This window comes from Parasphingopyxis sp. (assembly GCF_052168295.1).
Classification (GTDB): Bacteria; Pseudomonadota; Alphaproteobacteria; order Sphingomonadales; family Sphingomonadaceae; genus Parasphingopyxis.
In genome coordinates this window covers 63,368-86,607 of the sequence record NZ_JBQLZN010000059.1, presented here as the reverse complement: position 1 = coordinate 86,607, position 23,240 = coordinate 63,368, and the positions used below count along the sequence as shown (strand labels likewise).

General features: G+C 64.5%; 19 protein-coding genes and 2 tRNA genes. 11 read left to right on the top strand and 10 right to left on the bottom strand.

Translation table 11 applies throughout. The features are described from left to right. The coding region (locus tag ACTS1Z_RS10290) for an EipA family protein (protein WP_442624367.1) at positions 1–457 on the bottom strand (457 nt) is incomplete at its 3' end. A gap of 205 nt (positions 458–662) precedes the next feature. Between ACTS1Z_RS10290 and ACTS1Z_RS10285 the strand changes: the two genes are divergently transcribed. Continuing rightward, positions 663–755 (top strand) — tRNA-Ser (locus ACTS1Z_RS10285). A 55-nt stretch (positions 756–810) separates the two neighbouring features. Here ACTS1Z_RS10285 and pgl read toward each other — a convergent pair. Beyond that, a complete protein-coding gene (gene pgl, locus ACTS1Z_RS10280; RefSeq protein ID WP_442624366.1) occupies positions 811–1,518 on the bottom strand; it encodes a 6-phosphogluconolactonase in 708 nt (235 codons plus the stop codon). A 206-nt stretch (positions 1,519–1,724) separates the two neighbouring features. Here pgl and ACTS1Z_RS10275 point away from each other — a divergent pair, with 206 nt between their 5' ends. Beyond that, a complete protein-coding gene (locus tag ACTS1Z_RS10275; RefSeq protein ID WP_442624365.1) occupies positions 1,725–2,456 on the top strand; it encodes an LCCL domain-containing protein in 732 nt (243 codons plus the stop codon). 31 nt (positions 2,457–2,487) lie between these two features. Here ACTS1Z_RS10275 and ACTS1Z_RS10270 read toward each other — a convergent pair whose 3' ends face one another. Then, positions 2,488–4,059 carry a phytoene desaturase family protein gene (locus ACTS1Z_RS10270; protein WP_442624364.1) on the bottom strand — a complete coding sequence of 524 codons (1,572 nt, stop codon included), beginning with the start codon at positions 4,057–4,059 and terminating at the stop codon, positions 2,488–2,490. A 70-nt stretch (positions 4,060–4,129) separates the two neighbouring features. On the opposite strand from ACTS1Z_RS10270, the gene ACTS1Z_RS10265 reads away from it, so the two are divergent. Both ACTS1Z_RS10265 and ACTS1Z_RS10260 read left to right on the top strand, forming a co-directional pair. Further along, complete coding sequence (locus ACTS1Z_RS10265) at positions 4,130–4,840, top strand: esterase/lipase family protein (protein WP_442624363.1); 711 nt, start codon at positions 4,130–4,132, stop codon at positions 4,838–4,840. Between the two features lie 82 nt (positions 4,841–4,922). Next, positions 4,923–5,627 (top strand): LCCL domain-containing protein, encoded by a 705-nt coding sequence (locus ACTS1Z_RS10260; RefSeq protein WP_442624362.1) that lies wholly within the window; start codon positions 4,923–4,925, stop codon positions 5,625–5,627. On the opposite strand, the gene ACTS1Z_RS10255 is transcribed toward ACTS1Z_RS10260, so the two are convergent. Both ACTS1Z_RS10255 and ACTS1Z_RS10250 read right to left on the bottom strand, forming a co-directional pair. Continuing rightward, complete coding sequence (locus ACTS1Z_RS10255; RefSeq protein WP_442624361.1) at positions 5,624–6,025, bottom strand: acyl-CoA thioesterase; 402 nt, start codon at positions 6,023–6,025, stop codon at positions 5,624–5,626. The genes ACTS1Z_RS10260 and ACTS1Z_RS10255 overlap by 4 nt on opposite strands. Positions 6,026–6,209: 184 nt before the next feature. Then, positions 6,210–8,387, bottom strand: coding sequence for a S9 family peptidase (locus ACTS1Z_RS10250; protein ID WP_442624360.1), 2,178 nt, complete (start codon positions 8,385–8,387; stop codon positions 6,210–6,212). A gap of 82 nt (positions 8,388–8,469) precedes the next feature. On the opposite strand from ACTS1Z_RS10250, the gene ACTS1Z_RS10245 reads away from it, so the two are divergent. Continuing rightward, the gene (locus tag ACTS1Z_RS10245; RefSeq protein WP_442624359.1) at positions 8,470–10,269 is read left to right on the top strand and encodes an aminopeptidase P family protein; all 1,800 of its coding nucleotides are present in this window, start codon (positions 8,470–8,472) and stop codon (positions 10,267–10,269) included. 315 nt (positions 10,270–10,584) lie between these two features. Then, a tRNA-Thr gene (locus ACTS1Z_RS10240) sits at positions 10,585–10,659 on the top strand. Positions 10,660–10,740: 81 nt separating this feature from the next. On the opposite strand, the gene ACTS1Z_RS10235 is transcribed toward ACTS1Z_RS10240, so the two are convergent. The 3 genes from ACTS1Z_RS10235 to ACTS1Z_RS10225 all read right to left on the bottom strand — a co-directional run bounded on the left by ACTS1Z_RS10235 (position 10,741) and on the right by ACTS1Z_RS10225 (position 13,603). Next, the gene (locus ACTS1Z_RS10235; RefSeq protein ID WP_442624358.1) at positions 10,741–11,214 is read right to left on the bottom strand and encodes a hypothetical protein; all 474 of its coding nucleotides are present in this window, start codon (positions 11,212–11,214) and stop codon (positions 10,741–10,743) included. Positions 11,215–11,364: 150 nt separating this feature from the next. Then, positions 11,365–12,780, bottom strand: a complete 1,416-nt coding sequence (locus ACTS1Z_RS10230) for a hypothetical protein (RefSeq protein ID WP_442624357.1) — start codon at positions 12,778–12,780, stop codon at positions 11,365–11,367. Positions 12,781–12,946: 166 nt separating this feature from the next. Beyond that, entirely contained in the window at positions 12,947–13,603 is a 657-nt protein-coding gene (locus tag ACTS1Z_RS10225; RefSeq protein ID WP_442624356.1) for a TetR/AcrR family transcriptional regulator, read from the bottom strand. 376 nt (positions 13,604–13,979) lie between these two features. Between ACTS1Z_RS10225 and ACTS1Z_RS10220 the strand changes: the two genes are divergently transcribed. After that, on the top strand, positions 13,980–16,853 hold the full coding sequence (locus ACTS1Z_RS10220; protein ID WP_442624355.1) for a TonB-dependent receptor plug domain-containing protein: 2,874 nt from the start codon (positions 13,980–13,982) through the stop codon (positions 16,851–16,853). Between the two features lie 113 nt (positions 16,854–16,966). Here ACTS1Z_RS10220 and ACTS1Z_RS10215 read toward each other — a convergent pair whose 3' ends face one another. Then, positions 16,967–17,530, bottom strand: coding sequence for a PadR family transcriptional regulator (locus ACTS1Z_RS10215; protein WP_442624354.1), 564 nt, complete (start codon positions 17,528–17,530; stop codon positions 16,967–16,969). Between the two features lie 198 nt (positions 17,531–17,728). Between ACTS1Z_RS10215 and ACTS1Z_RS10210 the strand changes: the two genes are divergently transcribed. The 3 genes from ACTS1Z_RS10210 to ACTS1Z_RS10200 are packed head-to-tail and all read left to right on the top strand — an operon-like array spanning position 17,729 to position 21,428. Beyond that, entirely contained in the window at positions 17,729–18,763 is a 1,035-nt protein-coding gene (locus tag ACTS1Z_RS10210) for an extracellular solute-binding protein (RefSeq protein WP_442624353.1), read from the top strand. Next, positions 18,754–20,391 (top strand): ABC transporter permease, encoded by a 1,638-nt coding sequence (locus ACTS1Z_RS10205; RefSeq protein ID WP_442624352.1) that lies wholly within the window; start codon positions 18,754–18,756, stop codon positions 20,389–20,391. Before ACTS1Z_RS10210 ends, ACTS1Z_RS10205 begins: the two co-directional genes overlap by 10 nt. Further along, a complete protein-coding gene (locus ACTS1Z_RS10200; RefSeq protein WP_442624351.1) occupies positions 20,388–21,428 on the top strand; it encodes an ABC transporter ATP-binding protein in 1,041 nt (346 codons plus the stop codon). Before ACTS1Z_RS10205 ends, ACTS1Z_RS10200 begins: the two co-directional genes overlap by 4 nt. Here ACTS1Z_RS10200 and ACTS1Z_RS10195 read toward each other — a convergent pair. Continuing rightward, a complete protein-coding gene (locus tag ACTS1Z_RS10195; protein ID WP_442624350.1) occupies positions 21,425–22,111 on the bottom strand; it encodes a queuosine precursor transporter in 687 nt (228 codons plus the stop codon). The two genes, ACTS1Z_RS10200 and ACTS1Z_RS10195, sit on opposite strands and share 4 nt — an antisense overlap. An 86-nt stretch (positions 22,112–22,197) precedes the next feature. Here ACTS1Z_RS10195 and ACTS1Z_RS10190 point away from each other — a divergent pair, with 86 nt between their 5' ends. Next, on the top strand, positions 22,198–23,184 hold the full coding sequence (locus ACTS1Z_RS10190; RefSeq protein WP_442624349.1) for an adenosine kinase: 987 nt from the start codon (positions 22,198–22,200) through the stop codon (positions 23,182–23,184). The last annotated feature ends 56 nt before the right edge of the window (positions 23,185–23,240 follow it).

Genomic DNA, 23,240 nt, shown 5'->3' with positions numbered 1-23,240 from the left:
TATAGCCGTTGGGCTCGCCCTGGTCGGAGAGGATATCCTCGATGATCCGCGCCAGGCCTTCCGCGCCGTCGCCGAATACGCCGCCGGCCGCCGCGATCAGATCGTCCTGCTGATAGGTGGTGCGATTTTCCGCCGGGGTAACCGGCGCGCCGTCGGTCGTGGCCTCGGCCGTAACGGCTTCGTCCTCATAGCCGGGCGTATCGGGGATATAGTTGGGATCGGAATAGACGGTCGTGTCGTTTTCGACGGTTGCATCGCCATCGAACGCCGGTTCGTCGTCGAACGTCGCGCCCTGATCGGTGGTCGTGCCGCCGCTCTGATAATCGGCATCGGTATAGCCGCCCGCTTCGAGCGCGGCATCGGGATCGACCGTATCGACCTGCGCGGCGGCCGGCGCCAGCGCCATGCCCGCGATGCCGAAGGCGGCCGCGATGGAAAAGAGGCGTTTTTTGAGCATGATGCGTCCCCGCAAATATCAGCGGCGAAATTCTACGCCTGCCGCGGAGTCCCGCGCAATTCGCGCTGGGACGAAGCGAGTCGGTTCTGCGCCGAAACGAGTCGATTCTGTGGATTTTCGGCTTTGCCGGGCGGCGTGGACGGCGCGCTTACAAGCTGTTGATCGCAATGTCCGGCCCCGCTATACGCGCCGTTCGGCTGCGCGAGGACACGTGGGTGAGTGGCTGAAACCACCGGTTTGCTAAACCGGCATACGGGGATTACCCGTATCGAGGGTTCGAATCCCTCCGTGTCCGCCAGTCCTCCCGCGCAAGTTTCGGCAATGACGCAGAATGCACGCCGCAGGCGTCTGCGCTATTTCGCGCTCCAATAGATATCGACGGGCACTTCGACCTCGGCGAGCACGCGGCCGATGGGGACGTTGGAGAGCGGGCCATCTTCGATCGCCTTTTCGAGCACGTCGCGCTTTTTCTGGCCTGCGAGCGTCACGATCATCGTATGCGTGCTGAGCAGCGCGCTTCGGGTGAGGGTCACGCGGTCGAACGGTGCGCTTTCGGGCTTCGGGTCGGGCGTAACGCCGACCGCGCGGCGGCTCTTGGGCGCGTTGATCGCATCGTCCATCTGGTTCGGGAAGATCGATGCGGTCGAACCGTCCTCGCCCATGCCGACCCAGACGAGATCGACCGGCCAGCTGAACCCGGCGAGCCGCGCATCGGCGCTCTGGCCCGCTTCCTTGGTGCTCCAGTTCTGCGCATGGTCGATCAGCGGTTCGACCGTTGCGCCGACCGAACCGAGGATGCGCTGCAGCATTTCGTAATTGCTGTGTTCGCTGCCTTCAGGCACGATCCGTTCGTTGGTCGGGAAGACGCGAACCTTGGACCAGTCGAAATCGCGCTTCGCCAGCGTTTCGAGGATCGGCACGGGCGTCCGCCCGCCGGGCAGCGCCAGCTCCGCCTTGCCGTTGGTTTCAATGGCTTTTTCGATGATGAAACCGATATCGCCGGCGACTTCGCCCGCCAGCGTTTCATTGTCTTCGAATTCCCACCATTCCACTTCGATCATCGCATCGGCTCCGCTGGCTGCGTTCGTTTCCGCCCCTATAACCGCTATGGCGGCGAAGGCCAGAGGATGCCGGGATTTGCACCGTGCCCGCGTTTCACCGATAGTTTCGGCGGCCGGGCGGATGTGCGCCGAGTCGGCAAAGTCATGCAGTTTGTCATTTTCACAGCCTTGGGAGGGGTCTCATGAAATGTACGTCGAAAGCCACCATGTCTCTGCTTGGAGCGGCAGCGTTCGGGCTTGCCGCCTGCGGAGGGGGCGCTGAAGAGCCGGAAGAGGAAGTCGTGGAAGCGCCGCCATTGGCGGATCCCTGCCCAGACAGGGTGCAGGACATGCGCGGGTCCGAGGCCTCGTTCACCTGTTCCTGCTCGGCCGAAACCGCCGAAGCCGGAACGGTCTGGGGCGCCGGGCCGTACTCAGACGATTCCGCCGTCTGCCGAGCGGCCATGCACGCCGGTCTTGTCGGCGACGAGCCGGCGAACGTGACGATCAACTTCATGCCGGGCCGCCAATCCTATTCGTCGACAGAGGCCAATGGCGTCCAGACGTCCGAATGGGGCGAATGGGGCGGCAGTTTCGCGTTCGAAGGCGTTGAACTCAACGAGCCCGAAGAGGAAGTCGCCGCAGTCGAGGCCTGTCCCGACGATGCCAGCGACCTGCGCGGCACCGAAGATCCGTTGACCTGCAGTTGCGGGCCCGACGCGACGATGGCCGGTTCGGTCTGGGGTACGGATATCTACACCGACGATTCGAACATCTGCCGCGCGGCCGTCCATGCCGGGGTCATCACTACCGATGGCGGCGATGTGACGCTTACGCCGGAAGACGGCCAGGAAAATTATGCGGGATCGACGGCGAACGGCGTCGAATCGCGCGACTATGGGGCCTGGTCCGGCAGCTTCGCGTTCGAAAGCGTGGAGGCTGGCGCCGGGGACGAGTAAAGGCGCTTCGCTCTCAATGGCGGGCGGCGGTTCAGAACAGCCGCCGTCCGTCTTTTATCACGACAGAAGCGGCATTGCGGCCGGGCCGGCCGGTGACCCCGCCGCCCGGATGCGCGCCCGATCCGCACAGATAGAGACCGGGCACCGGCATGCGATGATCGGCGAGGCCCAGCATCGGCCGCATCGCCCAGAGCTGGTCGAGCGACATGCGGCCATGGAAAATGTCGCCGCCGACGAGCCCGAAGCGGCGTTCGAGATCGAGCGGGGAAAGGGCGAGCTGCCCGACGATGCTGGCGCGGAAGCCGGGCGCATGACGCTCGACCGTATCGAGGATCGCATCCACGGCGGCATCCTTGTGCATATCCCAATCGAGCGCGGGATCGAATTGCTGGCAGAAGAGGCTCGCGACGTGCTGGCCAGCGGGCGCGAGGCTGTCATCGAGCGTCGAGGGGATCAGCATCTCGACGATCGGTTCCCGGGACCAGCCATGGGCGCGCGCATCGGTAAAGGCTTGGTCCGTATAGTCGAGGCTAGGTGCCATGATGATGCCGCTCGACAGATGCGGGCCGGGTTCGGGCAGGCAGGCAAAGCGCGGCAGTTCGGAGAGCGCGACATTCATCCGGAACGTCCCCGAGCCAGAGACGTGGCTCTCCATTCGCTTGCGCACCGCCGTGTCCAGCAGTGCGGGATCGAGCATGTCGAGCAGCAGGCGTTTGGGGTGGACATTGCCGATGACGAGATCGGCTGCCAGCCGCTCGCCCGCTTCGGTCTCCACGCCATCGGCGCGGCCATTGTCTGCGAGCACGCGCGCGACCGGCGCGTCGGTGCGGATGGTGACGCCCGCCGCTTCGCAGGCCCGCGCCATCGCCTGCGTGATCGCGCCCATCCCGCCGATAGCATGGCCCCATTGCCCCGGTTTGCCGTTCACTTCACCGAAGACATGGTGGAGCAGGACATAGGCCGATCCCGGCGTGTCGGGGCTGTGATAGGCGCCGACAACGCTGTCGAAACCGAAGGCGGCTTTTACCGGATCGCTTTCGAAGAAGCCGTCGAGAAATTCGCGCGCCGAGCGCGAGAAGAGATCGATGGTATCACGCTGCGCTTCGAGCGGCAGTTTGAGCGCGGCGCGCGCCTGGCCGATGGCACGGAATAAGTCTTCGAGTCCGCCGCCGGCGTTCGGCGGTACGGATTTGGTCAGTTCGCGGAGCAGCCCGGCGGCCGCATCGAGCCGCCGCGCATAGTTCGGCAGCATCGCCGCATCGGCGGTCGAGAATTTCGCAACCTCTTCCGCGCTCCGCCCGCCGCCCATGAGCAGATAGTTGCCCGCATCGAGCGGCAGGAAATTCGCGATGGGCCGCTCGACGATGCTGAGGCCATGATCGGCGAGGCGCATCTCGGCCGCGATTTCGGGATCGAGCAGGCCGACCGTATAGCTTGCCGTCGAATTGCGGAAACCGGGATGGAATTCTTCCGTGACCGCCGCGCCGCCCACGATGCCGCGCGCCTCGAGGATCTCCACCCGGTAACCGGCGCGCGCCAGATACCAGCCGCATACCAGCCCGTTATGCCCCGCCCCGATGATGATCGCCCTCTGTGCCGCCATGAAACGGTTGTGCGGTCTGCCCCGCAAAAGCGCAATTGAAGGTTAAGCTGTTCGCTGTAATAAAAGCGTCATGAACGAATTGAGCCGACAGATGGAGCAGGCGTCCGCACTGCCGAGCCTGGGCAGCTTTGCGAGTGAAGCGGTGGCTTTGCTCGCGGCGGCGCGCAAGCGCGGCGCCGATCATGAAGCGGCGCGCGGGATTGCCGGTAATGGCCGGCCGGTGCTCGTTTTTCCCGGTTTTCTGGCGTCGGACCGCTCGACCGTGCGGCTGCGTCAGACGCTCGAACTGGCGGGCTACACTGCCCATGGCTGGGGCCATGGCATAAATCTCGGCCTGAAAAAGGGCCTGTTCGACCGGATGACCGACGCGGTGGTCGGGCTCGCCGAGGAGACGAACCAGCGAATCGCGCTGGTCGGCTGGAGCCTGGGCGGCGTCTATGCGCGCGAACTCGCCAAGGTCGCGCCCGATGCCGTGCACCATGTCGTCACGCTCGGCAGCCCCTTTTCCGGCGATCCGCGGCACAATCGCATCTGGCGTTTCTACGAGCTGATCGCCCGCCATCCCGTCGACAAGCCGCCGATCGATGTGCGGCTTCACGAGAAACCCCCGGTGCCGACCACCGCGCTCTGGTCTCGCCGCGACGGCGTGATCCCGGGCAATTGCGCGCGCGGCAATGCCGGCGAGGTGGACCGCGCGATCGAGCTCGATTGCCGGCACATGGATTTCGCGTCCGACAGCCGCTCGCTCCGGACCATCCTCCAGACATTGGCACGGGCCTGACGGCAACGCGCCGACGTTAGCGCGGCACTGCCGTTTGTTTCGCACAAAGGCTGCGCTACTATCGGGCCCGAAAGGACGGGCCATGTCCAGACCGCTGCTCATTGCCGCCGCCGTGCTGCTTGCGCTGATGATTTTCGCGCCGCGCAGCCTCTCGAACACGGTGCCGCCGGGCGCCGATACCTGTCCGTTCGACGCGACAGAGTTGCGCGGGACCAGCGAGACGCTCGCCTGCCACTGCCCGGCCGAGGACACCAATGGCGGCGGGATCTGGGGTAGCGTCATCTATACCGATGACTCGCGGATTTGCCGCGCGGCCGTCCATGCCGGGGCGATCACGCGCAATGGCGGGATGGTGCGGCTCGAAATGCTGCCCGGCCGCGATCGGTACCGCGGATCGGAGCGGCAGGGGCTCGTCTCGCAATCCTTCGGCGAATGGCCGGCCAGCTACCGCTTCCTCTGGTCCGACCCGCGCGATAATGCGCGCGCTCTGCGCTGCCCCGATACGGCGCGCAACATCGCGTTCGGCGAAGCGATCCGCTGCCGCTGCCTCGGCATCGACAGCCGGGACGGCACGGTCTGGGGCACGGGCGTCTATACGGACGGATCGCGCATCTGCCGCGCAGCGGCCCATAGCGGCGTGATCGGCGAGAGCGGCGGGATCGTTATCGTGCGGCGCGAAGCGGGGCGCACGCGGTATCAGGGCTCGATGCGCTTCGGCATTGCCTCGCTCGATCATGGCGAATGGGATGGCAGCTTCCGCGTGATCGCTGGCGAGGGGAATTTTTAGGGCGCGCTGTCCGGCAGGAAGGGCGCGGCGATTTCGGGCGTGATGCGCGCCGGGCGGCCGGTTTCGCGGTCGAGCATCGCCCAGGTCGTCTTCGCCCTGATCCGCGGCTTTCCGTCCGCGCCGGTAAATTCCATATAGCGGTTGAACCGGGCGCCTTTCGGCCCCTCTTCGATCCAGGTCGTGCCGGTCACCTCGTCGCCTTCGAGCGCCGGGCGCAGATAGTCGATCTCGTGCCGGATCACGACCCAGATATAGGCGTCGATATGCGCCGGGTCCGCCACCGCATTCCAGTGCGCGACAGCCAGGTCCTGAATCCACTGGACCCAGACCGCATTGTTCACATGGCCGAGCTCATCGATATGCTCAGGCCGCGCGGTAACGGTGTGGGAGAAAGGCATCGGAACTCCTTTACCCCTCTCCCTGTACGGGAGAGGGAAAGCTGGTGCGCAGCATCAGCAGGGAGAGGGTACAGAGCGAAGCGTGGTTGCTCTCGCGCAGCGCTGAAGGACCCTCTCCAACTGCGACTAGGCTCGTGCCTCGCCAAGTCTCGTTTCCTCTCCCGAAATGGGAGAGGAAATCTATCTACTCCTCCGCCCCGAGCTGCGTAATCATAAAGGCCTGCGCTTCGGCTTCGTCGCGCAGTGCCTGGAAGCGGCCGGACTGGCCGGCATGACCCGCCCCCATATTGGTGCGCAGCACGGTGAGGTCGTCGTCGGTCCGCAGATGCCGCAGCCGCGCCGTCCATTTCGCCGGTTCCCAATAGGTGACGCGCGGGTCGTTGAGGCCCGCCGTCACCATGATCGGCGGATAATCCTGCGCGCTGACATTGTCATAGGGCGAATAGCTCTGGATCAGGCGGAAATCGTCGGCGCTCGTGATCGGATTGCCCCATTCGGGCCATTCGCCCGGCGTCAGCGGCAGCGTATCGTCGAGCATCGTGTTGAGCACATCGACGAACGGCACTTCGGCGACCACCGCGCCCCAGAGATCGGGATCGGTGTTGACGACGACGCCCATCAGTTCGCCGCCCGCCGAACCGCCCGAAGCCGCGATCCGTCCGGCGCTCGTATAACCGCGCGCGATCAGACCGCGGGCGACATCGACGAAATCGTTGAACGTGTTAGTCCGCCGGTCGAGTTTGCCGTCGAGATACCATTGATAGCCGAGATCGTCGCCGCCCCGGATATGGGCGATGGCGAAGATGAAGCCGCGATTGGTGAGGCTCAACTGCCGCGTCGAGAAAGTCGGCGGCACGGCATAGCCATAGGCGCCATAGGCATAGAGATGGACAGGCGTATCGGGCCCGATCTCGGTGTCCCGCCGATAGACGAGGCTGACCGGAACCATGGTGCCGTCGCGCGCCTCGATCTCGAGCCGCTCGGTCGCGTACTGGCTGGCGTCATAGCCGGACGGGATCTGCTGGACCTTGAGCGTGGTCAGTTCGCCGCTCGTCACGTCGTAGCTGTAATCGGTGTCCGGCGTGACCATGGATTCATAGTCGATCCGGATCGTGTCGGTGTCGAATTCGGCGACCGGGCCAAGGCCCGCATCATAGCTGGCTTCGGGGAACTCGACCGATGTCGGCGGTGCGAAACTGTACTGCCAGATCTGCACCTGATCGAGCCCGCGCTCCCGGCCTTCCAGCACGAAATAATCGGCAAAGGTCGTGAGGCCCGTCATGTAGAAATCGTCGGATCCGGCGATCGCTTCGCCCCATGTGCCCGGCGCGTCGAGCGCGGCGGTGTAGACGGCGAAATTCACATGGTCCTGGTTGGAGAGGATATAGAGCGTGCCCTCGCGCTCCTCGACTTCATATTGCCGGTCGGTGACGCGCGGCGAGACGAGGATGGGCTCGGCCGCAAGATCGGCTAGCGGCACGAGGCGCACTTCGTTGGTGACATTGTCGCCCGCGCTGATCGTCAGGAAGCGGCGCGACTGGGTCTGGTCGATGCCGATCTGCATCCCTTCTTGGGTTTCGCGATAGAGTTCGCGATCGGTGCTCGCATCGGTACCGAGCGTGTGGTGCATGGCGACCTTGGTCCGCCAGTTATCGTCGACTGGCGTGTAGACGATGCTGCCCGAATCCGCCGCCCAGATGACGCCGCCGAGCGTGCCCGGAATCTGGTCTGGCAGGTCTTCGCCTGTCGTCAGATCCTTAAAGCGCAATATATAGCGTTCCGATCCGTCGGTATCGGTCGAATAGGCGAGCAGGCGCGCATCGGGGCTGATCGCGATCGTGCCGAGGCTGAACTGTTCATGCCCCTCGGCCAGCGCGTTCTCGTCGAGCAGCAGCTCGTCATTTGCGCCCGGCTCCGCGCCGCGCGGGCGGCGGTACCAGAGCCGATACTCCTGCCCCTCATTATAGGCATACCAATATTCGTATTCGCCGTCGGGGATCGGCACGCTCGCGTCATTCTCCGGCAGCCGGCCGCGCATCTCGTTGTAAAGCGTTTCAACCAGCTCCTGATGCGGCGCCATCACGGCCTGGAAATAGGCATTCTCTTCATTGAGATATTCGAGCACATCCTCGTCATCGATCTCGGGATAGCCCTGATCGCGCATCCAGTGATACGGGTCCTCGACCGTGATGCCGTGCATCGTGAAGCTGTGCGGCCGCCGGTCGGCGACGGGCGGTTCCGGGAGAGTAACTGTGGCGGTTTCGGACACGGACGGGCTTTCTTCCTGGGCGATAGCGGGAGTGGAAACGGATACCGCCAGCGCGAATAGGCTGGCGGCGGCGAGCGACGGGCGTGACGGCATTTTCATGACCTTTCAGGCAGTGGCGCAGGCGAGCGCCTGTGGCTATGATGGACGCTAGTAACGACCAAAAAGGCCAATTGCCATGTCCACCTATGAAGACCGCCTCAAGGCCCTCCGCGAGGAGCTGGCGAGCCGCAAGCTGACCGGCTTCGTCGTGCCGCTCACCGACGAGCATATGAGCGAATATGTCGGCGCTTATGCGCAGCGTCTCGCCTGGCTCACCGGTTTCCAGGGCTCGGCCGGTTCGGCGGTCGTCATGCCCGAAGAGGCCGCGATCTTCACCGATGGGCGCTACACGATCCAGGTGCGCGAACAGGTGGACGGCGAGCATTGGGAATATGTAAGCGTCCCCGGCACGAGCATCGCCGAATGGCTGGGTGACCATGCCGATAATGGCGCGCGCATCGGCTATGACCCCTGGCTCCACACGCGCCAATGGGTGCAATCGGCGGAAAAGGCGCTCGCCGAGAAGGGCGCGGAGCTGGTTGCGGTCGATACCAACCCGATCGACGCGATCTGGCCGGACAAGCCGATGCCGTCCGCGGCGAAGCTGATCGTCCACGAGGATCGTTTCGCGGGGAAGACGTCCGCCGAAAAACGGCAGGACATGGCCGATGCGATGGCGGAAAAGGATGTCGACGCCGCGGTGCTGGCCGCGCTCGATTCGATCGCCTGGACGCTCAATGTGCGGGGCGCGGATGTCGATCACACGCCCGTCGCGCTCGCCTATGCGATTGTCCACAAGGATGCGACGGCCGATCTCTATGTCGAGCCGGACAAGATGGACGACGATGTGTTGCGCCATCTCGGCAATGGCGTGCGCGTGCATGCGCGGGGCGCCTTCAAGGGCGCGCTGGCGGAGTTCAAGGGCAAGAAGGTGATCGCCGATCCCGAGCGCGCGGTTTCCGCGATCTTCCAGGCGCTCGACGATGCCGGGGCGACGATCGTCTCCGAACAGGAACCGGCGGTGCTGCCCAAGGCGATCAAGAATGCGGTGGAACTGCAGGGCGCGCGCGATTCGCACGAACGCGACGGCGCAGCGCTGGTGCACTTCCTGCACTGGCTCTCATTGGAAGCGCCCAAGGGCGGCGTGACCGAGATTTCGGCTGCGCGCCGCCTCCAGCAGTTTCGCGAGGAGAGCGAACTGCTGCGCGATCTCTCCTTCGATGCGATTTCGGGGGCCGGGCCGCATGCGGCGATCCCGCATTACCGGGTGACGGAAGAGTCGAGCATCCCGCTCGAAATGGACCAGATCTACCTCGTCGATTCCGGCGGCCAATATCCGGACGGCACGACGGACGTGACCCGCACCGTGATTATCGGCACGCCGACGGCCGAGATGCGTGACCGCTTCACGCGCGTCCTCAAGGGCCATATCGCGCTCGCCACGGCAGTCTTCCCCAAGGGTACGCGCGGCAGCCAGCTCGACAGTTTCGCGCGGCAATATCTGTGGCAGGCCGGTCTCGATTACATGCACGGCACCGGCCATGGCGTCGGCAGTTTCCTCGGCGTGCATGAAGGGCCGCAGCGGATCAGCGCCGCCAACTATCCGGGCAGCGGCTGGGATGAGCCGCTGCATGCCGGCATGATCCTCTCCAACGAGCCCGGCTATTACAAGGCGGGCGAGTACGGGATCCGGATCGAGAATCTGGTCGCTATCGAGGAGCGCGAAATCGACGGCGGGGAGGCGGTGATGCTGGGCTTCGAAACGCTCACCTTCGCGCCGATCGATCACAAGCTGATCGACGCCAGCATGCTGACACCGGCCGAAATCGACTGGGTGAACGGCTATCACGCCGATGTCGTCGCGAAGATCGGGCCGCATCTCGACGATGCGACCGCGGCCTGGCTCGGCGAAGTCTGCGCCCCGCTCGACGGATGACACGCTGGGAGCTCAACCGGCTGCTGATCTGGCCCGCGCTGATCCTGTCGAAGCTTTTGTTGATCGGGATATTGTTCGCGCTGATGGTGCAGTAGCGGTCAGGATTTCTCCGTCTTGTCGCCCGCCTGATGTTCGCGCGCCTGGCCCCTGCGGCGGCGCAGATTCTTGCGCAGCTCCTCGGCCAGCCGCTTGGCACGTTCGTCCTTCTCGCTCATGCGCGAAAACCTGCCGAAAGGCGCCCGAAATGCCAAGCCTCTTCTTGACATTCAGGGCCGTCTCCGCGCATAGGCTCGCGCGCATTCCGGCACATGGTACGCTGCTGTAGCTCAGTGGTAGAGCGCACCCTTGGTAAGGGTGAGGTCGAGAGTTCAATTCTCTCCAGCAGCACCATTCCGCCCGAACCTTCAATGCATCGTTGATTGCGCGAGGGTCGCCGACCGGCGTACGGCCGGCCGGCACCCCCTCTCTTCGTTATTCGCTGCTGACTTCTGAGATCGACAGGCGCGCGGCTTCCAGCGAGCGCGAGCCATAGGTGCCGATCCAGATTTCGTAACGGCCGGACATCGCCGGGTCGAAACGGATCGAGGGGTTGAGGCCCTGCCCGCCATCGTCGTTGCAGTACCAATTGCCGTTGGGCGCGTTTATGACGAGCGTCGTGTCGGCTTGGGAGGCCGCGGAAATGATCAGCGGCAGGCTGCCCGCGCGGAAGTGCAGGCGCACATCGGGCGCGTTGGCGATATAGCCGCGGCAGGAGCTGCTGATCGTCGATGCGTCGATACTGCCGCCCGAGCGCAACCGCACCGTATAGGGATCGGGCGTGAAGCCGCCGTTCAGCCGGACCGTTTCATAGGTCGGATCGGCGTTGATATTCTGAGCATTGGCCGGCGTCATCGCAAACAGGGTCGCCGATGCGGCGAGCGCCGCGATGGATGTCAGTTTCGTCATAGTCTTAGTCCCCAAAAACGCTTCGCAAACGATCCGCTTGCGAAACAAACTGTTGCCGACCCTGACACTCCAACGACCTTGTGACGCGGGAATTCTGAACCTTGCCGGAACGCGTCGTTCATGGAGAATGCAAATGCGTGCGTGCGGGCTTTACAAGGCGGCCTGCGCGAAATCGGCGAGAATCCGGCCGATCGATGCGGTCATCTTGTGCGCGGCGGCGAGGTCGAGCGATTCGTCGGTTTCCTTGAAATTGGCCTTGGGCCCCATCAAGCCCGTGGCGAAAATCGGGACGTCCTCGAACTGCTGTGCGATGATCTCGATCGCCGGATATGCGCCGCCGATGGCCCAGCTGACCGCCGGGTTGCCGAAATAGTCTCTCGATGCCGCGTCGAGGCTCTGCGCAAGCCAGTCCGGCAGCCGTTCCGCGTGCCAGCTGGGAAGGATATTCGACGGCGTGAAATCGACGGTCGCATCATATGGCGGGTTCTCTACGAGCTGGCCCTCGATAATATGCGCGGCCTCTACGCTATCGCAGGTCGGCGGTACGCGAATACCTATTTTGATGGAGATGCGAGGCGGCAGTATCCCGCCGACTATGTCGCCCGACGACAAACCGTCGATATCCGCGACAGCGAGACCGGCATCCCATACCGGTCGCGATGCCGCAGCCGCGGGCGTGTCGGAGATGCCGGCGATGTCATGATCTATCCCTGCCGCATTGAGAAAATAGCGGCCCGCAATCGCATCCGTATCCAACCCGCCGCTCGTGAGATGTGCGGGCTTCTTCACGGCGAGTCCTGGCAGGGTCATCGAACCGGTCGTCAGGTCCGCGACGCGATCCAACAGGGTGAAGGCGATGCCGAGCGCCGAGGGCGCCATGCCGGCCGCGCCGGAATGTGCGGGCTTGCTGCTCACATCGACCGACAGCTGCCCTTCGACGACGCCCCGATAGCCGGTCAGGTGCCAGATACGATCATAATCGGCGCAGATCGATTCCAGAAAAACGATCATGTCCGGATCACCGGCAATCGCGGCCAATTCCGGCAGGTAGCGGGGCAGGTAGATACTGGCACTTTTTTGTGTCGTTTCCAAAAACAGGACGCAGCGCGGCCGTGCGATATCGAGCTTCGACAGGGTCGCGATTGCCGTGATGTAGCAATGGGGTGCGAAGCCGCCGTCCACGCTGCCGCGGCCATATAGCTTGTCGTCGCGCAAAATCGGCTCATAGCCTGACAGTCCGTGGCTCCACACGGCCGCCGACGGGTGTTTGTCCAGATGACCATAGCAGAGCACCGTACCGTCCACGGTTCCGGGTATGTCGATGACGAGCATCGGCGAATTATTGATCGCATCGAGCGTGGTGATGACCGTGCCGTCCGGGCAATGGTCGGCGGCCCAGGCGGAAACGTGTTCCAGGGCAGCGTGCGTGTTGGGTACTGAGTCGTGCCCGGGGTCGAAGGCGGGCGACAGGTTCTTGATCCGGATGAATTGGCTGAGCGAGGGCAGCGCTTCCTCGTCGAACAGGCGGCATATTTCGTCGTAGAAGTCGGGAACCAGATTGGTCATGTCTATTTCCACTTTCGGTCTCGATCGCGGCATCGCCCGTCTCTTCGGAAGGTAAGACGCTGCAATCTGCCCCGTATCGTTTTGTTTTCGGGGCTTGGGAAAAGCTTATGGGGTGCGTGCGGAAATAGCCAGCCGGTGCGGCTTTGATCGTCCGCTCCCGCGGTAGTCAGGCCGACAGGCGCATCGCGTCTTCGGCATTGTACGTGCCGGCCCAGATCTTGCGCGCGGAAGTCCGGATCGCGTGCCGGGACAATTCCGCGTCGGGCTTGCGATCTTCGAGCAGGGTCGGGAAAGCGAGGCTGGCCTCGAGCGAAGCGAAGGTCTGTCGGCAACAATCGTCGTCGATTGCGATGTCGAGCCCCTGCAGGCGACCGGATTGCGCAATGGCGGATTTGAGGCCCTCGACCAGCGGCGCGGCGATCCTTCGCCGATACTGGATGCCGAGCCAGGGTTCCGTCGGTTCGTCCCGGACGCGCAGATAGAGGAGCTGGCGATAGCTTCGGCTCTGGAGCGCCGTCGCCGCCAGTTCGACGAACCGGTTGACCGTTTCCAGCACCGTGGCTTTGGGGTCCGGCCGGTCCGCGAGCATGTCCGCAACCTCGTCGATGAGCAGCGTGACGGCGGCGCGATACACATCCTCCTGCCCGTCAAAGGAATAGTAGATCTGCCAGAAGGACATGCCGGCTTCTGCGGCGATGTCGGCAATCGTCACGTTCGGCCAGGGCCGGTTGAGGAACAGCGGAAGCGCCCTTTCGGCGATGGTCTGCCGCCGCTTTTTCCAGTCGATAACCGATCCGTTTGACCGCCGCGCCCGAGCACTCATCGCCATTCTCCATCATAAGGTACGATGCGTACTATATATAGTATGTTGCGTACCAGATAATCCAGTCAGAAAACGCTAGGCCTCGCAAAGAAGTCAGAAAAAAATCCTATAAATCTGTCATATATAGGCCTGCAGACCTGTGATGAGATTGCCACAGCTCGATTCTAAAGTACGAATCGGACTATATTTGAGTTGAGCGATTCGATTGCTCTTTGCATAAGTCCGGGGCTTGAGATGCCCGCCTGCCGACTGGCGCGGTGTCGAAACCGAAGGGCAGGGGCGTGCGTCCGCGATCGGCCATGATGGCCGCCGCCGACCGCATCCCGAGGCTCGAACAGGGGAAGGTTTGCATTCAATGACTCACAAGGAATCCAACATGACATCTTCGACACGCAAGCGGACGATCGCCCGACTGCTGGTGGGCACGGCTGCGGCCAGCGCGATCGGCGTACCGGCTTTTGCGCAGGACAGCGAGACGCTTGCCGCGGCCAGCACGACGCAACCCGCGATCGTCGTCACCGGCACGCGCATCACGAACCCGAATCTCGAACAGTCGAGCCCGATCCAGGTCGTCGGCCAAGACGAGATCGACTATCGCCAGGCGACGAACGCCGAAGAGCTGATTGGCGAACTCCCGGGCATCGCGCCCGGCGTTAACAGCTCGGTCAACAACGGCAGCGCTGGCGCCGCGACCTTGAACCTGCGCGGTCTCGGCTCGCAGCGTAACCTTGTTCTGCTGGACGGTTCGCGGCTTGTCGCTTCGACGCTTGGCAGCGCCACCGATCTGAACATCATTCCGGTCGCCCTGGTTGAACGCGTCGAGGTGATCACTGGCGGCGCGTCTTCAGTGTATGGCGCGGACGCCGTCTCCGGCGTTGCAAACTTCGTGCTGCGGCAAGATTTCGAGGGTGTCGAGGCCGCCGGCACTTTCGGTCTTACCGAGCGGGGCGATGGCGAGCGAATTCGCATGGACCTGACGGTTGGTGCAGGTTTTGACGATGGGCGCGGTAATGCGGTGCTTTCCATCGGCTACCAGGAAACGGACGCGGTGCTGCAGTCGAACCGGCTGGTGTCGCAAAACGCGACCTTCGGCGGGCAGGCCTTCGGTTCGAACACCACTGTACCGACACTTATCAACGGCATGCAGCTCGCGCCGGACGGCCAGTCGCTGATACCCCAATATAATACGTTCAACTATGCGCCGTTCAACTATTTCCAGACTCCACTCGAGCGCTACAATATGTTCGCGATGGCGAGCTATGAGATAACGCCCGGCATCGAAGTCTATACGCGCGGCATGTTCACGCGCGCACAGGTCGATGTCGCGGCCGCGCCGTCCGGGCTGTTCACCCAGGGATTCCAGCTGCCGCTGAACAATCCGTTCATCAACGAGACGATCCGCCAGCAGATCTGCGCGATACCGACCATCGCGATCGATCCGGCGACCTGTACGGCGGCGGGCCAGGCGACCGGGCCGAACGATCCCAATTTCCTCGCGCCGACGGTCGTGCTTGATCGCCGTCTGGTAGAACAGGGGCCGCGGCTCACCGAGAACACGACGAACCAGTTCCAGCTCTGGGCGGGCGTTCGCGGCGATCTCAGCCCGACGATCAGCTACGACGTGTCGGCGACATATGGCGAATCGCGCCGGGCTTCGACGAATTTCCGGTACGGTCTGATGTCGCGCGTGCAGCAGGCGCTGTTCGCGGCGGACACGACCACCTGTTACGATCCGTCGAACGGCTGCTTCCCGATCAACATCTTCGGGGGCGGCGTGGGCACCAATATCGATCCGCAAGCCATCGCCTTCATCGACCAACCGGCGGGCGCGACCGTTGAGACGTCTCTGGCCGTCGTCAACGCGACGCTCAACGGCACGTTCGGCGAGACCGGCTTCTTCACGGAAACGCCGATCGGTTTCGCGGTCGGCGTCGAATATCGCGATTACACAGCGGGGCAGGTTGCCGACGTGCCGTCGGCTACGCAGGGCGAGGTCATGGGTTCAGGCGCACCCTCGCCGTCCTTCCGAGGCGGTTACGACGTGATCGAGGCATTTGCCGAACTCATCGTTCCGATCGTCGAGGATGTTCCCGGTTTCTACAGCCTTCAGGCCGAAGGCGGCATCCGTGTATCGGATTACTCAAACACGGGTACGTCCGTGACCTGGAAGGCGGGTGGAAGCTGGGAGCCGTTCGAAGGCTTCCGCTTCCGCGGCATCTATCAGGTGTCGGTGCGCTCACCGAATATCGGCGAGCTCTTCCTGCCGACGACGATCGGTCTCACAAACCTGACCGTGGACCCCTGTGCGGGTCAAAATCCGGTCGGCAATGCAACGCTGACGGCGATCTGTATCGCCCAAGGCGCGCCGGCCGCGGCGATCGGCAATATTCCCCAGCCGTCATCGGCGCAGATCAATACGAGCTTCGGCGGCAATCCCGCTCTCGATGTGGAAGAGGCCGAATCGATCACGCTGGGTCTCGTGGCCACGCCGCCGCAGATCCCCGGTCTCGTACTGTCGATCGACTATTTCGACATTACCGTGACCGATGCGGTCAGCAGCCCAACGGTGCCGGATATTCTGACGCCGTGCTTCGGGCCCAATAGTGATGGCAACGGGTCGGACCCGTCGCTGTGCGCGAGTTTCATCCGTAACCCGTTCAACGGTTCGTTGAATGGCGGCGCAGAAACGCCCGGCATTCTCTTGCCCCTTTCGAACCTGGGCCGGTTCGAAACGAGCGGTGTTGACCTGCGTGTCAACTACACGCTGCCGGTGAGCTTCGGCTCGATCAATTGGGACTTTAACGGCACCTGGTGGGATAGCTTCGTCATCCAGTCGACGCCGACATCGGGCGCGCTTGAGTGCGTCGGGCTCTTTAGCAGTGCCTGCGATCCGATCAAACCGGAATGGCAGTTCAACCTGCGCACGACGGTCGCTATCGACGATCTCGTCGACATCTCGCTGCTGTGGCGCTGGATCGACGGTGTGGAGTATCAGTTCCGCGGCGCCGGCCAGGGCTTCCTACCCGAGTCCGAGGCCTTTGACGAAGCGAACTATTTCGATCTGACGGTCCGGTCGAATGTCAGCGAGAATTTCGACGTGACGCTGACGGTCGAAAATCTGCTCGATCGCGATCCGCCAAAGACGAGTTCCTTCATCGGATCGACGGCCTTCAACAATGGCGAGACCTATCCGTCGACCTATGACGCGCTGGGCCGCCGGTACACGGTTACCGGCCGGATCCGCTTCTAGGGCGACGGCAAACAGTTAGAACGTTTGGTCACGTTCTAGTCGATGGCGGGGGTGGTTTTGGAAGTCCCACTCCCGCCATCATTCACTCGGCGCGCGGGCATGCGGGGCCGTGTCTATCCGCTGCCCGCGCTCGCATCTTTTTTAGTGTGCGCGAAGAGCAGCCGGTCGAGCCAGTCCATCCGCATCCTGAGCGCGCTCATCGCATTGTCGTGAACGAACTGCTGGAAGGGCACGTCCATCTCGCTGTTATAGGCTTCCACTTCTTGGATCTTCTGCGCGACCTTCGCCTTGGCGTCCATGATCCAGTCGAACCGCTCCTTCTCCGTCAGCAGGTCGAACGTCATGACCCGGATGCGCAGCGGATCCTCGATCAGCAGATGCGCGTCGAGAATCTGGCGCGACCAGTGGCGCAGCGCTTCCAGACCCTTTTCCGTACAGCTCCAGACTTCGGTTCCGCGGCCATCGCCCTCGACATAGCTGCCCTCGATCAGGCCCGCCTTGTTGAAGCGGCGGATCATCGGATAGATCTGGCCCTTGCTCTTGTTGAACGCGGCGACCGGGCTTTTCCCATAGGTCTGTGCGATCTGGTAACCGGTCACGGGCTGGTTGCGGCGCACGACATCCAGCAGGGCGCCTTCATGTTCGCTGAGAGTGGGAATCTCTTCGGATTCAGCCATGAATTCGGAACGCTTGTTCTTTCGATGCCTTTCTCGCCTCGATGTGGAACTTTTTGCGCGCTTTGTCACCCGTCGCGCATGGCGGCATGTGTGCGATATGCGTCGCGTCTCCAATGCGCTTTTCTAGTTGCTATTGATAATCATTCCTAATAAAATTCCGGCTATGCAATCCAGACTAAACCAGCCATGAGGCCCCGCATGCGTATCCTTCCCACCATCGCGATTCTCGCGGGACTCTTCGTCGCCGCCTGCGGATCGCCCGATTCCGGCAGCGAAATGGGTGCCGGTAACGGCCAGACGCTGACCATTTATTCCTCGCGCCATTATGACTCCGACTATGCGCTGTACGAGGCGTTCGAAGAAGAAACCGGCGTCACCGTCGAGGTGATCGAGGCCGATGGCGATCTGCTCGTCGAGCGGATATCGGCGGCCGGCGACCGCAATCCGGCCGACGTGATCATCACCGCGGATGCCGGCCGGCTCTGGCGCGCCGAACAGGCCGGTCTGTTCGCGCCGGTGAGTTCCGAGATTCTCGAAGCCCGCGTGCCGGAAAGCATGCGCCATCCTGACGGTCTGTGGTTCGCGGTTTCGACGCGGGCGCGCATCATCGTTTACGCCGAGGAACGGGTCGATGCGGGCGCGCTGACCGGCTATGCATCGCTCGCCGATCCCGCGTTTCGCGGCCGTGTCTGCGCGCGCTCTTCGGGCAATGTCTACAATATCTCGCTGCTTGCCGCGCTGATCGACCGCTGGGGCGCGGATGCGGCGCAGCAATGGGCCCAGGGCGTGGCCGCCAATTTCGCGCGCGAACCGCTGGGCGGCGACAGCGACCAGATCCGCGCCGTCGCGGCCGGCGAATGCGACGTCGCCATCGTCAATCATTATTATTTTGCGCGGCTGGCTGGTGAAGAACCGGCGGTGACCGAAGGCCTAGCGATCTACTGGCCGAACGCGGAACCGGGCGTGCACGTCAATATTTCGGGCATGGGCGTGTCGCGTAACGCGCCCAATCCGGAGCTCGCCCGGCAATTCCTCGAATTCGCGGTGTCGGATCGCGCCCAGCGCTTCTTCGCCGAACTGACCAACGAGTACCCGGCTGTCGCGTCGGTGACGTACGAGAACGCCGTGCTCGACGAGCTCGGCGATTTCCAGGCCGACCCGCTCGCCGCGACCGTGCTCGGCGAGAACCAGGCGGAAGCGCAGCGCTTGTTCGATCGGGCCGGATGGCAGTAACGGCCGAAGGCATCACGCGTAACCCGTCGCGGCCACCGCTGCGCCTTGGCTTCAACCCGACGCCCTTCGCGGTCGCGGCAGCGCTGATCTGCGTCACCCCGGCGATCGCGCTGCTGGTCATCGCGCTGGGCGGTGCCAGCGACCATCTGCGCCACCTCGCCGATACGCAGCTCAGCCTGTACGCATGGAACTCGGCGGCGCTGGCGGTGCTGACCGCTCTCGGCACTGTCCTGCTCGGCGTTCCGGCGGCCTGGCTGATTGCGCGGTACAGCTTTCCCGGACGCGGCTTTTTCACCTGGGGGCTCGCTTTGCCGCTCGCCATGCCGGCCTATGTCGCGGCCTATGCCTGGGTGTCGATGACGGCGGCCGGCGGGCCGGTCTATGCCGCGAGCGGCGGCGCGCTGCCGACCGTACGCGGATTGATCGGCGCGGCGTTCGTGTTTTCCTTCGCCTACTACCCTTACGTCTTCCTGCTCGCGCGCCAGGCGTTCGAAACCCATGGCACCGGCGCGGCGGATGCGGCGCGCAGCCTCGGCGCCGGGCCGTTTCGCGCATTTTCCGAAGTCGCGCTGCCGCTCGCCCGGCCCGCGATCATGGCGGGCGTGGCGCTCGCAGTGATGGAGACGCTGGCCGATTACGGTGCGGTCGATTTTCTCGGCGCGCCGACCTTCACCGTGGGCATCATCCGCGCCTGGGGTTCGTTCGGCGAGCCGGCCGCCGCAGCGCAGCTCGCGTTGATCCTGCTCTTCGCGATGATGCTGCTGTTTGGCGTCGAGCGCGCGGCGCGCAAGCGCCGCAGCATCGCCGAACGCGGCGGTCGGCAGCATCCGCCGCCCCGGCAGCCATTGTCGCCCGCCAAGGGCTGGCTCGCCTTCGCGCTATGCCTGACACCGCTCGCCATCGGCCTGATCGTGCCGGGCGGGCGGCTCGTGCAGCTCGCAATAGAGACGGAGGTGATACGGATGCCGTTCGGCGCCCTGCGCGGGACGCTGATCCTCGCCTCGGCCTCGGCGCTCATCGCCGGGATGCTCGGGCTCGGCGCGGCCTATGCGGCACGCACCGGTGGCGGTTTCGCGCGTGGCGCGGTTCGCGCGGCCCATGCCGGCTATGCGATACCGGGCGCGGTCGCCGCGGTCGGCGTGCTCGCCGTGCTCGCCTTCGTGCAAACCGCAGCCGACTCCGCCCTGGGTGCGGCGGCCCCGGCCATTGCGGGCGGCGGCGTGCTGGCGCTGCTCTTTGCCTATCAGGCCCGTTTCGCTGCAGCAGCGATCGGCCCGGCCGAGAGCGCGCTGGCGCGGATATCGCCGAGCCTCGACCATGCGGCGCGCACGCTGGGCTCGCGGCCCGGCGGGGTGATCCTGCGCGTCCATCTGCCGCTCGCTTTCGGCGGTATAGCCACGGCCGCGCTTTTGGTGTTCATAGAGGTGATGAAGGAATTGCCGGCGACCATGATCCTGCGGCCGATCGACTTCGAGACGCTGGCCGTGACCGCGCATAATTACGCCTCGGACGAGCGGCTGGCCCAGGCGGCCCTGCCCTCGCTGATGCTGGTGGCGATCGGGTTGCCGGCGATGATCATCGTCGCCCGGCTGGTTTCGGGTAACGGGCGGAGCGAAACCGTCCATTGACCGAACCGTTGCTCTCCGCCCGCAGCCTGACCAAATCCTGGCATGGCCGCCCCGTCCTCCGCGCGGTCGATCTCGATCTGCGGAAAGGCGCGGTCACGGCGGTGCTGGGGCCTTCCGGTGCAGGTAAATCGACCCTGCTGCGTGCCATCGCGGGGCTGGAACGTATCGACAGCGGCACCATCGCGTGCAATGGCGAGCTGCTGACCGACGGCGCCGTCCGGGTGCAGCCCGAGGACCGGAATATCGGCATCGTCTTTCAGGATTTCGCGCTCTTCCCGCATCTGACCGCGCTCGGCAATGTGCTGTTCGGCCTGCGCCGCCAGCCGCGCGCCGCGCGGCGGGAGATCGCGATGGCCAAGCTCGCCGCGGTCGAGCTTGCCGACAAGGCGAACGCTTATCCGCACACCCTGTCGGGCGGCGAGCAGCAGCGCGTGGCGCTCGCCCGCGCGCTGGCGCCGGAGCCCGAGATCATCCTTCTGGACGAGGCTTTTTCCGGGCTCGATGCGCGTCTCCGCGAAGCGCTGCGCGAAACCACGCTCGATGCGCTCAAGGCGTCGGGCGCGGCCGTGCTGATCGTTACGCATGACGCGACCGAAGCGATGTTCATGGCCGACGAACTCGCGCTGATGGTCGACGGCGCGATCGTCCAGTCCGGGCCGCCCGCCGCCGTCTATCGCAGTCCGGTCGCCGCCTCGGCAGCGCGGCTCCTGGGCGAGGTCAATGAATGGAGCGGGCGCGTGAAATCGGGCGCGCTGGCAACGCCTTTCGGCAGCCTCGCTGCGCCTGATATTGCGGACGGCGTATTGGCTACGGCCCTGGTGCGCCCCGAAGGCGTCGTGCTGACCGCCGCAGAGACAGGCAGATACAGGATCGCCGGCCGGCACCTGCTCGGTGCATCGACGGCCTTCGCGGTCGCCGCGCCCGGCGGCGAAATCTGGCAGGCGCGTATGGCGACGGCAATTGCGCCGGACGCCGATGCGGTCGAAGTCTCCTTGGATCCGAGCCTGGCAAGCGTCGTGCCGGCCGGGGACGATTAGCGCGCCGTCGCTGGCGGCCCGTCCAGCCGCCTCGCAAGCTTCACCAGCAGGATGATGAGCGGCGGCACGAGCACGGCGGAGAGCGCGATCTTCGCGAGCATCTGCCCGGCGAGCAGCGATCCGATCGGAAACTCGCCGTAAAAGGCGATCGTGATGAAGATCAGCGTATCGACGGACTGGCTCAGCGCCGAGGCGATCGCCCCGCGGATCATTACGCCAACACCGCTATCGCCGGCCGCGCCGCGCAATGCCGCGAATATCTTGACGTTGAGCAGCAGCGAAACCCCGTATGCGATCGGCCCGGCGAGCATGATGCGCGGGGTTTGCGAGAGGACCGTCTCGAACGCGCTGAGATTTTCCGCCGGCATCTTGTCAGACGGTGGCAGCGAGAGGACGAGCGCGATCAGGATGACCGAGACGGCCAGCGGGATGAAGCCGAACAGCACCAGCCGGTTCGCCGTCGCCTGGCCATGGGTCTGCGCGACCGTGCTGGAAATCACGACGAGCATCAGGAAGGCGAAGATGCCGGCCTCCACGGCGAGCGGCCCGAGCGCGACCTGCTTGAACGCCAGAACCCCGGCAATGCAGGTCATGCCGCCATAAAGGATTGAAAAAATGAAGAGCGAGCGCGATAGCGGGCCGGAGGCGGATGCCGCGTCGCGGGGAGCAGGTGCGGTTGACATCGCGACCCTCTATCCTGTTCCCGGCTCCAACAAAAGAGGGCCGCCGGAAGACGCGGCGTCGTTTAGGGCAATGAAGTGAGAACGGTTTGAGCGATACGGAGTTTGACGTTCTGGCGATCGGCGATGCTGTCGTCGACGTGATCGCACCGGCTGACGAAGCGCTGCTCGCGTCCGAAGGCGTGCCCAAGGGTTCGATGCGGGTGATCGACCGCGCCGAGGCAGATCGGCTCTATGCGCGCATGGGCCCGGCACAGGAGACGAGCGGCGGATCGGCCGCGAACAGCATGGCCGGTATCGCCGCGCTCGGTGGGCGCGCGGCCTTTGTCGGCCAGACGGGATCGGACCAGCTCGGCAAGATCTTTGCGCACGATATCCGCGCGCAGGGCGTGCAGTTCGACACGCCGCCGCTGACCACCGATATCGCGACCGGCCAGTGCCTGATCCTCGTCACGCCCGACGCCCAGCGGACGATGAACACCTATCGCGGCGCGTCCGAATATCTGTCGGTCGATGCGCTCGATGCCGACCTGATCGCGCGCGCGAAGATCGTCTATCTCGAAGCCTATCTCTGGGATCACGAAGCGCCGCGCGCGGCCATGAAACGGGCTGCCGATCTCGCCCATGAGGCGGGGCGCAAGGTCGCTTTCACGCTGTCCGACATTGCCTGTATCGACCGGCACCGGGCGGATTTCGTCGGGCTGCTGGAAAGCGACCGGATCGACATCCTGTTCGGCAATGCGGAAGAGGCGCGCGCGCTCGCCGGATCGGCCGATCTCGAAACGGCCGTCGCCGAACTCGCGCGCCATGCCGGGCTCTGCGTCATCACTTGCGGCGCGGAAGGCGCGATGGCGGTGCAGAAGGATGCGACGGCCGCCGTACCGGCAACGCCGCCGCGCGCGCTCGTCGATACGACGGGCGCGGGCGATCTGTTCGCCGCCGGCTTTCTCGCGGGTCATGCCTGGGGCCGCCCGCTCGAGGCGAGTTTGCGGTTGGGGGCGGCGGCCGCGGCCGAGGTCATCGCCGATTATGGTGCGCGTCCATTGGGCGCGCTCGACGGTCTGGCGGCCAATTGACCGTTTACAAGATCGCCGTCCGCCGCCATGCGGTGAGCGTATTACGAGTCCGGGGG

What these genes read in the sequence shown, in the direction of transcription:
- ACTS1Z_RS10220 (WP_442624355.1), top strand. Translation starts at nt 13,980, where the DNA reads ATGACATCTTCGACACGCAAGCGGACGATCGCCCGACTGCTGGTGGGC.
- ACTS1Z_RS10205 (WP_442624352.1), top strand. Translation starts at nt 18,754, where the DNA reads ATGGCAGTAACGGCCGAAGGCATCACGCGTAACCCGTCGCGGCCACCG.
- ACTS1Z_RS10270 (WP_442624364.1), bottom strand. Translation starts at nt 4,059, where the DNA reads ATGGCGGCACAGAGGGCGATCATCATCGGGGCGGGGCATAACGGGCTG.
- ACTS1Z_RS10250 (WP_442624360.1), bottom strand. Translation starts at nt 8,387, where the DNA reads ATGCCGTCACGCCCGTCGCTCGCCGCCGCCAGCCTATTCGCGCTGGCG.
- ACTS1Z_RS10260 (WP_442624362.1), top strand. Translation starts at nt 4,923, where the DNA reads ATGTCCAGACCGCTGCTCATTGCCGCCGCCGTGCTGCTTGCGCTGATG.
- ACTS1Z_RS10275 (WP_442624365.1), top strand. Translation starts at nt 1,725, where the DNA reads ATGTCTCTGCTTGGAGCGGCAGCGTTCGGGCTTGCCGCCTGCGGAGGG.
- ACTS1Z_RS10230 (WP_442624357.1), bottom strand. Translation starts at nt 12,780, where the DNA reads ATGACCAATCTGGTTCCCGACTTCTACGACGAAATATGCCGCCTGTTC.
- ACTS1Z_RS10210 (WP_442624353.1), top strand. Translation starts at nt 17,729, where the DNA reads ATGCGTATCCTTCCCACCATCGCGATTCTCGCGGGACTCTTCGTCGCC.
- ACTS1Z_RS10255 (WP_442624361.1), bottom strand. Translation starts at nt 6,025, where the DNA reads ATGCCTTTCTCCCACACCGTTACCGCGCGGCCTGAGCATATCGATGAG.
- ACTS1Z_RS10215 (WP_442624354.1), bottom strand. Translation starts at nt 17,530, where the DNA reads ATGGCTGAATCCGAAGAGATTCCCACTCTCAGCGAACATGAAGGCGCC.
- ACTS1Z_RS10225 (WP_442624356.1), bottom strand. Translation starts at nt 13,603, where the DNA reads ATGAGTGCTCGGGCGCGGCGGTCAAACGGATCGGTTATCGACTGGAAA.
- ACTS1Z_RS10245 (WP_442624359.1), top strand. Translation starts at nt 8,470, where the DNA reads ATGTCCACCTATGAAGACCGCCTCAAGGCCCTCCGCGAGGAGCTGGCG.
- ACTS1Z_RS10195 (WP_442624350.1), bottom strand. Translation starts at nt 22,111, where the DNA reads ATGTCAACCGCACCTGCTCCCCGCGACGCGGCATCCGCCTCCGGCCCG.
- pgl (WP_442624366.1), bottom strand. Translation starts at nt 1,518, where the DNA reads ATGATCGAAGTGGAATGGTGGGAATTCGAAGACAATGAAACGCTGGCG.
- ACTS1Z_RS10265 (WP_442624363.1), top strand. Translation starts at nt 4,130, where the DNA reads ATGAACGAATTGAGCCGACAGATGGAGCAGGCGTCCGCACTGCCGAGC.
- ACTS1Z_RS10235 (WP_442624358.1), bottom strand. Translation starts at nt 11,214, where the DNA reads ATGACGAAACTGACATCCATCGCGGCGCTCGCCGCATCGGCGACCCTG.